Source organism: Leisingera sp., assembly GCF_982940295.1.
In genome coordinates, this window is record NZ_CEYXRG010000008.1 from 116,697 (window position 1) to 130,797 (window position 14,101).

A 14,101-nucleotide genomic window follows, 5' to 3' on the forward strand; every position below is an offset into this window, starting at 1 on the left:
TGGTCCTTACTTCTTCTTGCCTTCCTTGCGGAAGATGAACTCGCCCTTGTAGCGGATGCCTTTGCCCTTGTAGGGCTCCGGACGGCGCCAGTCGCGGATTTTCGCCGCCACTTCGCCCACCTGCTGCTGGTCGATACCTTCCACAACGATTTCGGTCTGCTTCGGCGCGGTAATGGTGATACCTTCCGGAGCAACGAAGTCGACATCGTGGCTGTAGCCCAGGTTCAGCTTCAGGGTGTTGCCCTGCATCTGAGCCCGGTAACCCACACCCTGGATCTCCAGTTCTTTCTTGAAGCCCTGGGTCACGCCGGTCACGAGGTTGGCCACCTGAGTGCGGGACATGCCCCACTGCTGACGGGCACGCTTGGACTTGCCGCGCGGCTCGATGGTGACAACATTGTCGTTGACCGACAGGGTGACGTCGTCAGTCGCGGTGAAGGTGCGGGCGCCTTTCGGGCCTTTCACTTCGATGGTCTGGCCGGACACAGAGGCGGATACGCCGCTGGGCAGTTCGACCGGTTTCTTACCAATACGGGACATTGCGAGGCCTCCTTAGAAGACGGTGCAAAGCACTTCGCCGCCAACGTTGGCTGCGCGTGCGTTTGCGTCCGACATCACACCCTTGGGGGTGGAGACAATCGACACGCCCAGGCCCTGACGGACCGACGGGATGTCATTGACGCCCATGTAAACGCGGCGGCCGGGCTTGGAGACCCGCTTGAGCTCGCGAATGACAGGTTCGCCGTCGAAATATTTCAGGCTGATTTCGATGGCCGGGTGGCCATTTTCACCAGTGGTTTTCTCATAACCGCGGATGTAGCCCTCGTCCGCCAGCACGTCCAGCACCCATGCCCGCAGCTTGGAAGCCGGGGTCATGACGGTGGATTTGCCGCGCATCTGAGAGTTACGGATACGGGTGAGCATATCGCCGATAGGATCGTTCATACCACTCTCTCCCTTACCAGCTCGATTTCACCAGGCCGGGGATCTGGCCAGCAGACCCCAGCTCGCGCAGCGCGATACGGCTGATCTTCAGCTTACGGTAGTAAGCGTGCGGACGGCCGGTCAGCTGGCAGCGGTTGTGCAAACGGCTCGGAGCCGAGTTGCGCGGCAGTTTCGCCAGTTTCAGACGCGCCTTGAAGCGCTCTTCCATCGGGCGGGATTCGTCGTTTGCGATTTCTTTCAGCTCGGCACGCTTTGCGGCGTATTTTGCCACCAGGCGCTCGCGCTTCTTCTCGCGTTCGATCATGCTTTTCTTAGCCATGGTCTCTTCCTTCCCGCGCTTAGCTGTTGAAGGGCATGTTGAAAGCTTTCAACAGCGCCTTTGCTTCCGCGTCGGTTTTCGCGGTGGTGGCGATCACGATGTCCATGCCCCAGGGCTCATCGATCTTGTCGAAATCGATTTCCGGGAACACGATGTGCTCTTTCAGGCCCATGGCATAGTTGCCGCGGCCGTCAAACGAGGTGCCCGAAACGCCGCGGAAGTCGCGGATACGGGGCATCGCGATGGTGATCAGACGATCCAGGAATTCGTACATCCGGTCGCCGCGAAGGGTCACCTTGGCGCCCATCGGCATGCCTTCGCGAACGCGGAAGCCGGCGATGGAGTTCTTGGCCACGGTGGTCAGAGCTTTCTGGCCCGCGATGAGGGTCAGGTCGGCCTGAGCGGATTTGGCTTTCTTGCTGTCTTTGACAGCAGCGCGGCCACAGCCGATGTTCAGAACGATTTTCTCCAGCTTGGGGAGCATCATGTCGTTCTTGTAGCCGAATTCCTCTTTCAGAGCGCCACGGATGGTCTCTTTGTAGAGGGTCTTCAGGCGCGGGGTGTAGGTTGCAGCGTCAAGCATCAGACAGTCTCCCCGGTGGTCTTGGCGAAGCGCACCTTCTTGCCGTCTTCCTCGCGGAAGCCGACGCGGGTTGCTTTGCCGTTGCTGTCCAGCAGTGCCAGGTTCGACAGGTCGATCGGCAGTGCCTTGGGCAGACGGCCGCCCTGGCTGTTCTGGGTCTGGCGGGTGTGGCGGATCGCCATGTTCACGCCTTCGACAACGGCTTTGCCGGCTTTCGGGTCAACGGAGGCGATGGTGCCTTCCTTGCCCTTGTCCTTGCCGGCCAGCACGACGACCTTGTCGCCTTTGCGGAGTTTAGCAGCCATGATTACAGCACCTCCGGAGCAAGCGAGATGATCTTCATGAAGTTCTTCGCGCGCAGTTCACGAACAACCGGGCCAAAGATACGGGTACCGACCGGCTCGTTGTTGTTGTTCAGGATAACGGCTGCGTTCCGGTCAAAACGGATCGCGGTGCCGTCTTCGCGGCGGACTTCTTTGGCGGTGCGCACGACAACGGCCTTACGGACGTCGCCTTTTTTCACGCGGCCGCGCGGGATGGCTTCCTTGACCGAGACGACGATGATGTCGCCAACGGATGCGTATTTACGCTTGGAGCCACCCAGAACCTTGATGCACTGAACTCGGCGTGCGCCGGAGTTGTCAGCTACATCCAGATTTGTTTGCATCTGGATCATGTGGTTTCTCCCGACCTATGGGGCAGCGATGCGTGCTGGTATCCCCCAGGGTTTCGACTGACTGTTAAGTCTAGCCGCCAGGAGTCTCGGATGAGACTCTTAGGCTTCCAGAACTTCCCAGCGTTTCGTTTTCGATTTCGGCGCGCATTCGATGATGCGGACAGTGTCGCCGACCTTGAAAGCGTTCTTTTCGTCGTGAGCCCGGTATTTCTTGGACTTACGGACGGTTTTCTTCAGAACCGGGTGCGTGAAGCGGCGTTCAACCGAGACGGTGACGGTCTGGGCGTTTGCGTCGCTGGTCACAACGCCTTGCAGGATACGTTTGGGCATTGTGTCGCTCCTTATTCGGCTGCTGCTGCAGCTTTTTCGTTCAGGATGGTCTTCACTTTGGCAGCGTTGCGGCGGGCCGCTTTGATGCCGGCAGTGTTTTCCAGCTGACCGGTTGCCTGCTGAAAGCGCAGGTTGAAGCTCTCTTTTTTCAGGGATGCGAGCATATCGCGGAGTTCATCCACGGTCTTCTCGCGCAGATCATTGGCGTTCATCGCCTTTGTTCCTTGTCCAAAGCACCAGAAGGCCCCTGACGGGTCACCTTGCAACCTGGTGGGTTATGTCAAACCGCGCCGCAAAGCGCGGAAAAAAGAATCACTTGGCCCGGATCCGAGACGGATTGGGGACAAGCGATGGGTCCCTATAAAGGAGACAGGGTGCGGGGGCAAGCGAAAGATTGGCCGCCCCGCCGGCGGCTGCGGCCCCGGCCCTTCAGCCGGTTTTCAGCGGGCTGCCGGCCGGCACGAACCAGTCATCATAGCCGGACGCCCCGGCGGCCACGTTCCTGTAGCCGTTCTGCTCCAGCAGCGCCCGGATCGCGGCCCTCTGCTCAGTGTAATTATGCTCCACCGTGATGGCGTTGAACCGGTACTTGCTGAAATCGAACGCCTGCAGAATGTCCAGTTCGCTGCCCTCGGTATCAACCGACATGAAATCAATCTCCCGCGGGGCGCCGTGGCGGTCGAGCATATCCAGCAGCGAGACGGTCTTGACCGGATAGCTTATGGCCTTGCGGCGGCTTCGGGAGTGCAGGTCGGCTTCGCTGAAGTCTGAAATCGTCGACAGCTCCGCCGCGCCGGTTTCCTTGAACTCCAGCTCGGCCCCGGTTTCCTTCCAGACGCAGTCGAACTCGACCTCGCAGGACCGGTTCCGGCGCAGATCCTCGTGCCAGCACTTCGCGGGCTCAGCCACGATACCGGTCCAGCCGAACTCCTTTTCCAGCGTGTACGTGTTGCTGATGGATTTGCCGTTGGTGGCCCCGAACTCGACGAAATACCCGCCCCGCTTGAACCCGTTGGCAACCAGAGCGAAGACATCCTGGCTGGCCTGAGACTCCCAGCCGGCGCTTGTGCCGTTGAGATTGGCCAGCAGGAAATCCCGGAAAGCTTCGCCCTCAGCAGCCTTGCGGCGGCTTTCCTCCAGCGCGTTCTGCAACGCCTTGTACTTGGACGCACTGCTTACGTGGAGGCCGATTGCATGAAGCGCGCGTCGGATCTTGGGATGCATTTGGGGTTCCAGTCGGTTGGTGTCAGACAATCGCCTTGCCAGGAGCGGCGAACGGGGTTCACTCCCACTTGTAATTGAAGCTGACCGAGATCCGCTCGTCCTCGGCCATGTTCATCGGCACTTCGTGGCGCAGCCAGCTTTCCCACAGCAGCACATCGCCCACGTCCGGCTTCATGTAGATGAAGGGCTGCAATTCGCGCCGCGCGTCCTTGGTGCGGGTGGGCGCCGCCATCATCCGGGCAGAGCGCGGATCCTCCAGTTTGAGCGCGCTGGCACCGTCCGGCATCGACACATAGGTGGTGCCGGATATCACCGAATGCGGGTGCAAGTGGCTGGAGTGGGTGCCGCCCTCAGGCAAGATGTTGATCCACAGATCCTCCAGCTTCAGTTCGCGCCCGTCCAGGTCAAACTCCAGATCCTTGGCAAAGGCAGCGACATGCTGATCCAGCGACTTCACCAGGTCGGCAAAGATCGGAAACCGCCAGGGCAGATCCGTCAGCGAGGCATAGGAGGTATAACCGGGATAGCCGTTCTCCTCGCACCAGTCCTGTCCGGCATCGTCATCGCCAGCGATGACAAGGCAGGAGTTTTCCAGTTCCTGCGCATCAACCTTGGGTCCGAATTCGGACAGCTGCGCGCGGTAGAGACGGGTCACAAAGAGCGATTCAATCTGGGCCATGTCCGCGTCATACCGCAGACCGCTGGCAAGCGCGAGACCCTGCCGCGGGTCAGGATCCGGTTGCGCAGCACCCCCTTGGCGCAGCCCGGGACCGCGAATTTGTTCGAATAATGAAAATTGGAACGCCGAATATCACGCTGATTTAACGATTGGCCGTCATCGTGGATTAAAAAAATCCAGAATGATGTCTCAGTGAAATGGTCCAGGTCACATGAAACCAAGATTTACCGTCAGTACTGCTATCCTCTCGATCATCGTTTTGGCCGGCGGCTTAATGGCCGCCCTGGTCAGCCTCCTGCTCTATTCGCACGGCGTGCGCGACGACATGCAACAGCGCGTCGCCGGAATTGAAGAGATCTACCTGAGCCTCGATGAAATCGAGCTCGAGTTCCTCATGGCCCGCCGCGCCGAGAAGGATTTCCTGCTGCGCCGCGACGAAAAATACACCGTCCGCCACGCGGAAACGATGGACCGGATCAAGGCGACCTATGCATCGCTGACCCGGCAAATGCCGGAGGTCGCGGAACTGTCAGCATCGGTAAAGCAACTGAACCAGATCGGCGCGTCGATCGAGGCCTACGACGCCAGCTTCATCGCGCTGGCGGGCAGCAACAAACGGCTGGGGCTGGACGAAAACAGCGGTCTGGAAGGGCAGCTGCGCAAGGCCGTCAAGAATGCCGAAAGCACGCTCAAGGAACTGGATCAGCCGGTCATGCAGGTGAAGATGCTGATGATGCGGCGGCACGAGAAGGACTTTATCATGCGGCAGGCGCCAAAGTATCTGGACCGCCTGAACGCCCGGGTGGAAGAGTTCCGCGCCTTCCCGGCCAGCTTCTACGACAGCGCGGCCCAGCAGAAAGAGATCCTGGGGCTGATGGATGTCTATCAGAAGTCCTTTGCGGCCTATGTGGAGGAATCGCTGAAGGAAAAACAGCTGCGCAAAGAGGTCTCCGGCCACTACGCCAACGCCGAGCCGCTGCTGGCTGCCGTCCACACGGACGTGCGCAGCCTGCTTGACCAGGTGCGCACCCGGGGCAAGACCGTCAGCGCCGAGGCTCAGACGAATGCACTGCGGGCCGGCATTGGCGGCTCCATCCTCTTTGTGGCAGTGGCCCTGCTGCTGGCGCGCAGCATCGCCCGGCCGCTCAAACAGACCGACACCGTTCTGAAGAAGATGATGCAGAACGACTTCAGCCCGGAAATCCCAAAAACGAGCATCCGTGAAATCGCTGCAATTGCCAATGCAGCCGGTGAGTTCCGCAAGGCGGAGGCCGCAAAACAGCAGCTGAACGGGGAGATTTCCGAAGTCATCGCAGCCTGCGGCGAGGGGGACTTCTCGCGCCGCATCGCAACCAGTGGCGGCGGCCGCGACAGCGGCCTGGGCCAGGGCGTGAACACCATCGGCGAAGTGGCCGAGAAGGGCCTGGGCGATGTGCTGCGGGTGCTGGACGCCATCGCCGAGGGCGACCTGACCCAGCGGATGCCTGCGGGCCAGAAGGGCGTTTTCAAGGACATCGCCGGGGCGATCGACAACCTGGCCGGCAGTCTGGAAACCGTGGTCCGGCAGCTGGCAGGCAGCGGCGATATGCTGAACAACACCTCGCAGGAGATTTCCTCCGCCGTCGCCGACGCGTCGCAACGCGGCGAATCCTCCGCCGCAGCGCTGGAGGAGACCTCCGCCGCGCTGCAGATCGTCCGCGACACGGTCCACGATACCGCCAGCAGCGCGCAGGACGCCCGCCAGTTCGTCAACGACGCCCAAACCAAGGCGGAAGCCACCCGGGAGGTTGCCGACAAGACCGTCTCCGCCATGCAGCGCATCAAGGAATCCTCGGACGCGATCTCCAAGATCACCGGTCTGATCGACGACGTGGCCTTCCAGACCAACCTGCTGGCGCTCAACGCCGGGGTGGAGGCCGCCCGTGCGGGCGAAGCCGGGCGCGGGTTTGCGGTTGTCGCCTCTGAGGTGCGGGCGCTGGCGCAGCGGTCTTCGGACGCGGCCAAGGAGATCAGCACGCTGATCAGCAGCAGCCAGAGCGAAGTCACCGGCGGGGTGGAACTGGTGGATGAGGCCGGCGAGGCGCTGGTTGCCATCCTTCAGACCGTTACCCAGGCTGCGGAGAAGGTGAACGAGATCGCCGAGAACACGACCGAGCAGGCCAACGGCATCTCCGAGGTGAATGTGGCGCTGGAGGCGCTGGACAAGGATTCCCAGCGCAGCGCCGCCATGCTTGAGGAAACCGCGGCGGCCGGCCAGATGCTGCGCGACGAGGCGGCGAGCCTGGCGCGCGCCATTGCCGGCTTCCGCCTTGAGCCTGCCGCGCCCGCAGCGCCAGCCGCGGAACCTGGCCAGGCGGACGCCGCACAGGCGGCGTGAACGCTGCCCCTGCACCGGCCGCAACGGGCCGGTGCAGCAATGCCGCCCTCCCCCTCTCCGGCACGCCAACTGAAAAAGCCCCTGCAAGGAAACTTGCAGGGGCTTTATCCTATCGGGGATTTTGGCCTGTCGGGGATGGCGCCGGGCCCGCCTTCAGGGCGCGGCCAGTACCGGAGCCTTTGAGCCTGCCCCCGGGTGCCGCGCCTGGCGGACTGCTGCGCAGGCCAGGCAGGCAGGCTCTCGTGCCGGGCTTTCTTAGTAGCCGTCTACCACGGTAATTGCGCAGTCCCGGTGCGCATTCGGCATCCCGACGTGATGCGGGTTCTGAACCAGATACCAGACCGGTGCACGCCCGGGCGCCTGGGTGCGTGAATAGGTGCAGCCGTTCGGCGAAGTCCAATGCGCGGAATGGCCGCTGCGCGACACGGTTTCCTGCGGCAGGAAGCTTTGCACCATCTCCCGCTGCGCTACCGGGTTGCGGTAGTTGGTTGCGGGGCCGAACATATTGGAAAGATCGTTAGGGTCTGTCTCTACCGCTGCGCAAGCGGACAGAGAAACAAGCAGGGCGGCAGGAACCATCATTCGCATCGCTGAGCACTCCATTCATTACTAAACAAACACGCTGTCCTGGCGGGTTTCCGACCCGCGGCCCTCCTCCAAGGAGCAGGCACCGGACAGCACAACCTCTGGGCTCAGGATTGAAGCAATTGGTGAACAGGTCCTTAAGAAATCAAAACCTCGTAAAATGCGACCTACTTCTCCCGGCGGCACGGCCGCGGCTTGCCGCCGGTGCAGAGGCCGGCATTCAGCAAACGGAAAAGCCCCCGCCGGTCTCCCGGCGGGGGCTTGCATTTCGCGGAAGCAGCAGGGCTTACCAGTCTTCGCGGACCACGACGCGGGTCTTGACCGGCAGCTTCATCGCTGCCAGGCGCAGGGCCTCGCGGGCGATCTCATCGCTGACGCCGTCGATCTCGAACATCACGCGGCCAGGCTTAACCTTGGCTGCCCAGTAGTCCACGGAGCCTTTACCTTTACCCATACGGACTTCGGTCGGCTTCGAGGTCACCGGAGTGTCCGGGAAGATACGGATCCAGACACGGCCCTGACGCTTCATGTGGCGGGTCATGGCACGGCGGGCAGCCTCGATCTGGCGTGCAGTCACACGCTCAGGGGTGGTTGCCTTCAGGCCATAGGTGCCGAAGTTCAGGTCCGAGCCGCCTTTTGCCAGGCCGTGGATCCGGCCCTTGTGCATCTTGCGGAATTTAGTGCGCTTTGGCTGAAGCATCTCAAATCCTCCTTAGCGACGGCCGCCACCAGCACCACGGGGTGCAGGGCCGTCCTGGATTTCTTGTGCTTTACGGTCACGCGCCGAAGGATCGTGCTCCATGATCTCGCCTTTGAAGATCCAGACCTTGATCCCGATGATCCCGTAGGGGGTCATCGCTTCGGAGTGTGCGTAATCGATGTCGGCACGCAGGGTGTGCAGCGGCACGCGGCCTTCACGGTACCATTCGGTACGCGCGATTTCCGCACCGCCCAGACGGCCAGCGACGTTCACCCGGATACCCAGGGCGCCCATGCGCATGGCGTTCTGCACGGCCCGCTTCATTGCGCGGCGGAAGGACACACGGCGCTCCAGCTGCTGAGCGATCGACTCGCCGACCAGCTGAGCGTCCAGTTCCGGCTTGCGCACTTCAACGATGTTGAGGTGCAGCTCGGAGTCGGTCATCTTGGCCAGCTTCTTGCGCAGGACTTCGATGTCCGCGCCTTTCTTGCCGATGATGACGCCCGGACGTGCGGTGTGGATGGTGACGCGGCATTTCTTGTGCGGGCGCTCGATGATCACGCGCGCAACGCCTGCCTGCTTGCACTCTTCCTTGATGAACTCGCGGATTTTGATGTCCTCGAGCAGCAGATCACCATAGTCTTTGGTGTCGGCGTACCAGCGGCTGTCCCAGGTGCGGTTCACCTGAAGGCGCATGCCGATCGGATTGACTTTCTGACCCATTAGGCTTGCTCCTCAACTTGACGCACCTTGATGGTGATCTCCGCGAACGGCTTCAGGATTTTGCCGAACCGGCCACGGGCACGCGGACGGCCGCGCTTCATGGTCAGGTTCTTGCCAACCCATGCCTCGGCGACGATCAGCTCATCGACATCCAGGTTGTGGTTGTTTTCAGCATTCGCGATGGCGGACTGAAGGCATTTCTTCACGTCCTGCGCAATCCGCTTGTTGGAGAAAGTCAGGTCGGTCAGCGCCTTCTCGACTTTCTTGCCGCGGATCATCTGAGCCACCAGGTTCAGTTTCTGCGGGGAGGTACGGAGCATGCGCAGTTTTGCCATTGCTTCGTTGTCTGCCACGCGGCGGGGGTTCTTTTCCTTGCCCATGACTTACTTCCGCTTCGCTTTTTTGTCTGCGGCGTGGCCATAATAGGTGCGGGTCGGCGAGTATTCACCGAACTTCTGACCGATCATGTCTTCCGAGACGTTGACGGGGATATGCTTCTGGCCGTTGTACACACCAAAGGTCAGGCCGACGAACTGCGGCAGGATGGTGGAACGGCGCGACCAGATCTTGATCACTTCATTGCGGCCCGATTCACGCGCTGCTTCGGCCTTCTTCAGGACGTAAGCATCAACGAAGGGGCCCTTCCATACGGAACGTGCCATGGATTAGCGGCCTTTCTTCTTGGCGTGGCGCGAGCGGACGATAAGCTTCTGCGACGCCTTGTTTTTGTTGCGGGTCCGTTTGCCCTTGGTCGGTTTGCCCCAGGGGGTCACCGGGTGGCGGCCACCGGAGGTCCGGCCTTCACCACCGCCGTGGGGGTGGTCGATCGGGTTCATCACGACACCACGCACGGAGGGACGCTTGCCCTTGTGACGCATACGGCCGGCTTTACCGAAGTTCTGGTTCGAGTTGTCCGGGTTCGACACGGCACCGACGGTGGCCATGCATTCCTGACGGACCAGGCGCAGTTCGCCCGAGGACAGGCGGATCTGAGCGTAACCGCCGTCACGGCCAACGAACTGAGCGTAGGTACCGGCTGCACGGGCGATCTGGCCGCCTTTGCCGGGCTTCATTTCGATGTTGTGAACGATGGTACCGATCGGCATGCCCGAGAACGGCATTGCGTTGCCCGGCTTGATGTCGGCCTTCGCGGAGGCGATGACCTTGTCGCCGACTGCCAGACGCTGCGGCGCCAGGATGTAGGCTTGCTCGCCGTCTTCGTATTTGATCAGCGCGATGAATGCGGTCCGGTTCGGGTCGTATTCGATCCGCTCAACGGTGGCCGCTACATCAAATTTGTTCCGTTTGAAGTCAACGATCCGGTAGAGGCGCTTTGCGCCGCCGCCACGGCGGCGTGCAGTGATCCGTCCGGTGTTGTTCCGGCCGCCCGATTTGGTCAGGCCCTCAGTGAGGGATTTGACCGGACGCCCTTTCCAAAGCTCCGAACGGTCGATCAGAACCAGCCCACGCTGGCCCGGCGTCGTCGGTTTATACGACTTGAGTGCCATGCTTTCTGTCTTCCGTTTAGCGTGCAGGCCCTTAGGTTCTTGTCTTTGGACCCGCTATGTTTAAGGCCCCCGTAGGTGCCTGAGTTATAGGGCCCCGAAGGTCCCCAGGTTCGAACATCCTGACAAACGTAACGACCCCGGAACGAATCCGGGGTCTGCAGGATTGGTGCGAGGTAACAGAGATGAAGGGGGGTGTCTAGGGTGTGCTTATGCTATTCGCTGATAGAATGCTGTTTGCATCTAGTGTTCAAGGAATGAGGTGACTAAACGCTTGGAAATCAGATCCAACTTGCCCCAATCACCGGTCAGAAAAAATCTGTCTCCCTTCCAGCGGAACACATCAACATTGCCCATATCTTGCTCAAACTGGGCATCAATGAAGGGTTTGTTCGAAACATCCAGTGCGTAAATCGATTCAATCTCGCTAAAAGTTAACTTACCCCGTCTATAGCAGTACTGCTCTCCAGCATCAGTAGGGGCGTACTTGTGGTGTTGCTCTGTCATGACAAACTCCATCAAGAATGTGATGCCGTCTTCCGAGCGCTGAATATCCAGAACAAAACTGTCTTCGAGATAGACTTCCTTCAATCCCGGCAAGGTTTCATAAGATTGCCAATCACTGTGTTTCGCTTCCGCGTTCATCCTTGGCTCTCCCGAGATCATTCTCAATTTCCCTATGGTTCTCTGGCGACTTGCGAGACATAGGCCGTCCGGTTGCGGGAGCAATTCCTTGACCAGTGGCATCCCGAACCTCTGCATGCGGATGTTTGCTTCCCGGCGCTCTAGCGCTCCCAGACTTAATCGTCATACGCGTGATGTCGTTGCTATCTGAAAATTTAACAGGCCCGTCTTCTGTTTGACTCCGGCTCCCCCCTAGGACTCGGCCCAATCTGCCAACTCGCTAGCTTTGGGCAGTTGTCCATCGGAGAAGAAATCCGATAACGCTGCACCACCCGCGAGACCAGTTCCTGCGTTCGGCCCAAGTGGTGGCGAACCATTACTCGACTGAATGCCCTCATCACCTGAAGGTGGACCTTCATTATCACCTATTCCCGGGGGTGGCGCCCCAACTCCACCTTCCTCAACCGTCCCAACACCAGGAGATACTCCTTCCAAAACCCCCGATTCCTCGGTGGCCACCCCTAACCCTATCGCCCCAATCAGAGCCGCGACACCCCACTTTGCGAATTCGACAGCAGGTGGAACAGCCAAAGTCCAAGCGTTTCCGCCATTGTCAAATTTGTTGATCGGGTCAGTACCCGAGTAGGCATGCCTATTCGTTCCACCCCCAGCCTCCGTCGGGTCCAACCAATCCGGCTGAATAAACATGGCGGAAGCCTGGCCTGCAAAAACCGCAAGGAATAGGGAAAACAGAAGTACCTGGAAATTTCTGAGCTTCAAGTCGCTCCAACATCCAAAAGCTGAGAGCAGTCAGTCCCGCCATCCGCTTCAAGGCCAATTGTTTTGACGCGTCAGCGCCGTCCCGCGGGGTGGCGCTCTCAACGTGGCGTTTGGCAGTTTATCCCGGCCAAATCCGTACGACTTCACCGACACGCAGAACACAAGCCAAAGCGCCGCCCCATGGGGGCGGGACGGCGCTGGCGCGGAGGCCTGCGGCCTCGATTCCGCGCCTGGGTGCAAGATCGCAGCTCTGCGCATTGAAGGCTGTTGCGTGAGGTGCGCACGCACGGCTTCGCGGATCTTAACCGGCAGCGGCTATACCTTGAGGCAAAGCTGCCTTCAGGACCCCGCCACGCCCCGCAAGCCCCCTGCCCCAACGCAAAAGGCCCCCGCTTGCGCGAGGGCCTCTCAATCTTGTCAAAGACACAAATCTCAGAGTCCGGTGGACACGTCGATGGTGTTGCCTTCTTCCAGGGTCACATAGGCTTTTTTCACGTCCTTGCGGCGGCCCATCTGGCCGCGGAAACGCTTCACCTTACCCTTGGTGACGGTGGTGTTGACCGCTTTCACCTTGACGCCAAAGAGAGCTTCGACAGCTTCCTTGATCATCGGCTTGTTGGAGTCGATTGCCACTTCGAAGACCACTGCGCCGTTCTCGGACGCCATGGTGGATTTCTCGGTGATGATCGGCTTGCGGATCACGTCGTAGTGTTCTGCTTTCGCGCTCATTTCAGGCGAGCCTCCAGTGCTTCGACACCTGCTTTGGTGATCACCAGGGTGTCACGCTTCAGGATGTCATAGACGTTGGCACCGATGGTCGGCAGGATGTCCAGACCTTCGATGTTGCGCGACGCTTGCAGGAAGCCTTCGTTGACCGAAGCGCCGTCGATGACCAGAGCGCGTTTCCAGCCCAGGTTCTTCACCTGCTTGGCCAGAGCGGCGGTCTTGCCCTCAGCTGCTGCGTCCTCGATGATGACCAGCTCGCCCGCTTTCGCTTTGGCGGACAGCGCGTGGCGCAGGCCCAGCTTGCGGAACTTCTTGGTCAGCTCGTGGCCGTGCGACCGGACAACGGGACCCTTGTAGATACCACCCTTGCGGAAGATCGGCGCGTTGCGGTCACCGTGGCGTGCGCCGCCGGTGCCCTTCTGGCGGTAGATCTTCTTGGTCGAGTAGGAGGTCTCCGAGCGGGTCTTCACCTTGTGGGTGCCCTGCTGCGCATTGTTGCGCTGCCAGCGGACCACGCGGTGCAGGATGTCCGCACGCGGCTCCAGGCCGAACAGGTCTTCGGACAGCTCGATGTCGCCAGCCTTGCCGCCGTCGAGTTTGATCACGTCAAGTTTCATGCTTCACCACCTTCCGCGGAAGCTTCCGCAGTTTTCAGAGCGGCCGGGAACGGCAGACCCTCGGGAGCTTTCTTCTTCACGGCATCCTTGACGGTCACCCAGCCGGATTTCGGGCCCGGAACGGCGCCCTTGATGAAGACCAGGCCGCGCTCGGCGTCGGTTTTCACCACTTCCAGGTTCTGGGTGGTCACGCGGGCTGCGCCCATGTGGCCGGCCATCTTCTTGCCTTTGAAGACCTTGCCCGGGTCCTGACACTGACCGGTCGAACCGTGCGAACGGTGCGAAATCGACACACCGTGCGAGGCGCGCAGGCCGCCGAAGTTGTGCCGCTTCATGGCACCGGCGAAACCCTTACCGATCGAGGTGCCGGTCACGTCCACTTTCTGGCCAGCCAGGAAGTGTTCGGCCGAGATTTCGGCGCCGACTTCGATCAGGCCGTCCGCGGGAACGCGGAATTCGACCAGCTTGCGCTTGGGCTCAACTTTGGCTGCTGCGAAGACACCGCGCATGGCTTGCGAAGTACGCTTTGCCTTGGCCGCGCCTGCGCCCAGCTGAACGGCGGTGTAGCCGTCTTTTTCCTCGGTGCGCTGCGCAACGACCTGCAGGCCGTCCAGCGACAGAACGGTCACAGGGATCTGCTTGCCGTCTTCCATGAACAGCCGGGTCATGCCGACTTTCTTTGCGATAATACCGGAACGCATAATCTAT

At 60.6% G+C, this 14,101-nt stretch carries 21 protein-coding genes; 1 reads left to right on the forward strand and 20 read right to left on the reverse strand.

Annotated elements, in window-relative coordinates:
- Positions 1-6: 6 nt before the first annotated feature.
- The 10 genes from rplF to AC4HIX_RS09885 all read right to left on the reverse strand — a co-directional run bounded on the left by rplF (position 7) and on the right by AC4HIX_RS09885 (position 4,756).
- Positions 7-540, reverse strand: coding sequence for a 50S ribosomal protein L6 (rplF, locus tag AC4HIX_RS09840; RefSeq protein ID WP_475049305.1), 534 nt, complete (start codon positions 538-540; stop codon positions 7-9).
- A gap of 12 nt (positions 541-552) precedes the next feature.
- Positions 553-945, reverse strand: coding sequence for a 30S ribosomal protein S8 (gene rpsH / locus AC4HIX_RS09845; protein ID WP_008554600.1), 393 nt, complete (start codon positions 943-945; stop codon positions 553-555).
- Positions 946-958: 13 nt separating this feature from the next.
- Positions 959-1,264, reverse strand: coding sequence for a 30S ribosomal protein S14 (gene rpsN / locus AC4HIX_RS09850; protein ID WP_027235536.1), 306 nt, complete (start codon positions 1,262-1,264; stop codon positions 959-961).
- A gap of 19 nt (positions 1,265-1,283) precedes the next feature.
- Positions 1,284-1,847, reverse strand: coding sequence for a 50S ribosomal protein L5 (gene rplE / locus AC4HIX_RS09855; protein ID WP_036797266.1), 564 nt, complete (start codon positions 1,845-1,847; stop codon positions 1,284-1,286).
- A complete protein-coding gene (gene rplX / locus AC4HIX_RS09860; protein WP_027235538.1) occupies positions 1,847-2,152 on the reverse strand; it encodes a 50S ribosomal protein L24 in 306 nt (101 codons plus the stop codon). Before rplX ends, rplE begins: the two co-directional genes overlap by 1 nt.
- Before the next feature lie 2 nt (positions 2,153-2,154).
- A complete protein-coding gene (gene rplN, locus AC4HIX_RS09865; RefSeq protein ID WP_005621870.1) occupies positions 2,155-2,523 on the reverse strand; it encodes a 50S ribosomal protein L14 in 369 nt (122 codons plus the stop codon).
- A 99-nt stretch (positions 2,524-2,622) separates the two neighbouring features.
- Complete coding sequence (gene rpsQ, locus AC4HIX_RS09870; protein ID WP_475049303.1) at positions 2,623-2,853, reverse strand: 30S ribosomal protein S17; 231 nt, start codon at positions 2,851-2,853, stop codon at positions 2,623-2,625.
- 11 nt (positions 2,854-2,864) lie between these two features.
- On the reverse strand, positions 2,865-3,065 hold the full coding sequence (rpmC, locus tag AC4HIX_RS09875) for a 50S ribosomal protein L29 (RefSeq protein ID WP_008554543.1): 201 nt from the start codon (positions 3,063-3,065) through the stop codon (positions 2,865-2,867).
- Between the two features lie 217 nt (positions 3,066-3,282).
- Complete coding sequence (locus AC4HIX_RS09880) at positions 3,283-4,077, reverse strand: FkbM family methyltransferase (RefSeq protein ID WP_490398854.1); 795 nt, start codon at positions 4,075-4,077, stop codon at positions 3,283-3,285.
- 58 nt (positions 4,078-4,135) lie between these two features.
- On the reverse strand, positions 4,136-4,756 hold the full coding sequence (locus tag AC4HIX_RS09885; RefSeq protein WP_490398855.1) for a 2OG-Fe(II) oxygenase family protein: 621 nt from the start codon (positions 4,754-4,756) through the stop codon (positions 4,136-4,138).
- 211 nt (positions 4,757-4,967) lie between these two features.
- On the opposite strand from AC4HIX_RS09885, the gene AC4HIX_RS09890 reads away from it, so the two are divergent.
- Positions 4,968-7,133 (forward strand): methyl-accepting chemotaxis protein, encoded by a 2,166-nt coding sequence (locus AC4HIX_RS09890; protein ID WP_490398856.1) that lies wholly within the window; start codon positions 4,968-4,970, stop codon positions 7,131-7,133.
- Positions 7,134-7,388: 255 nt separating this feature from the next.
- Here the strand turns inward: AC4HIX_RS09890 and AC4HIX_RS09895 are convergent, their stop codons facing one another.
- The 10 genes from AC4HIX_RS09895 to rplC all read right to left on the reverse strand — a co-directional run bounded on the left by AC4HIX_RS09895 (position 7,389) and on the right by rplC (position 14,094).
- Positions 7,389-7,721, reverse strand: a complete 333-nt coding sequence (locus tag AC4HIX_RS09895; RefSeq protein WP_490398857.1) for a hypothetical protein — start codon at positions 7,719-7,721, stop codon at positions 7,389-7,391.
- Between the two features lie 283 nt (positions 7,722-8,004).
- Positions 8,005-8,418, reverse strand: a complete 414-nt coding sequence (gene rplP / locus AC4HIX_RS09900) for a 50S ribosomal protein L16 (RefSeq protein ID WP_039125980.1) — start codon at positions 8,416-8,418, stop codon at positions 8,005-8,007.
- Positions 8,419-8,430: 12 nt separating this feature from the next.
- On the reverse strand, positions 8,431-9,141 hold the full coding sequence (gene rpsC, locus AC4HIX_RS09905; RefSeq protein WP_058285585.1) for a 30S ribosomal protein S3: 711 nt from the start codon (positions 9,139-9,141) through the stop codon (positions 8,431-8,433).
- Positions 9,141-9,521, reverse strand: a complete 381-nt coding sequence (gene rplV, locus AC4HIX_RS09910) for a 50S ribosomal protein L22 (RefSeq protein ID WP_008557868.1) — start codon at positions 9,519-9,521, stop codon at positions 9,141-9,143. Before rplV ends, rpsC begins: the two co-directional genes overlap by 1 nt.
- 3 nt (positions 9,522-9,524) lie before the next feature.
- A complete protein-coding gene (rpsS, locus tag AC4HIX_RS09915) occupies positions 9,525-9,803 on the reverse strand; it encodes a 30S ribosomal protein S19 (protein WP_008554066.1) in 279 nt (92 codons plus the stop codon).
- 3 nt (positions 9,804-9,806) lie between these two features.
- Positions 9,807-10,649, reverse strand: a complete 843-nt coding sequence (gene rplB / locus AC4HIX_RS09920; protein ID WP_024088538.1) for a 50S ribosomal protein L2 — start codon at positions 10,647-10,649, stop codon at positions 9,807-9,809.
- Positions 10,650-10,889: 240 nt separating this feature from the next.
- On the reverse strand, positions 10,890-11,291 hold the full coding sequence (locus AC4HIX_RS09925) for a hypothetical protein (protein WP_490398858.1): 402 nt from the start codon (positions 11,289-11,291) through the stop codon (positions 10,890-10,892).
- A 1,191-nt stretch (positions 11,292-12,482) separates the two neighbouring features.
- Positions 12,483-12,779 (reverse strand): 50S ribosomal protein L23, encoded by a 297-nt coding sequence (locus tag AC4HIX_RS09930; RefSeq protein ID WP_420676236.1) that lies wholly within the window; start codon positions 12,777-12,779, stop codon positions 12,483-12,485.
- Positions 12,776-13,393 carry a 50S ribosomal protein L4 gene (gene rplD / locus AC4HIX_RS09935; protein WP_475049289.1) on the reverse strand — a complete coding sequence of 206 codons (618 nt, stop codon included), beginning with the start codon at positions 13,391-13,393 and terminating at the stop codon, positions 12,776-12,778. The genes AC4HIX_RS09930 and rplD overlap by 4 nt, the downstream gene beginning before the upstream one ends.
- Entirely contained in the window at positions 13,390-14,094 is a 705-nt protein-coding gene (rplC, locus tag AC4HIX_RS09940) for a 50S ribosomal protein L3 (protein WP_475049287.1), read from the reverse strand. Before rplC ends, rplD begins: the two co-directional genes overlap by 4 nt.
- Positions 14,095-14,101: the final 7 nt, after the last annotated feature.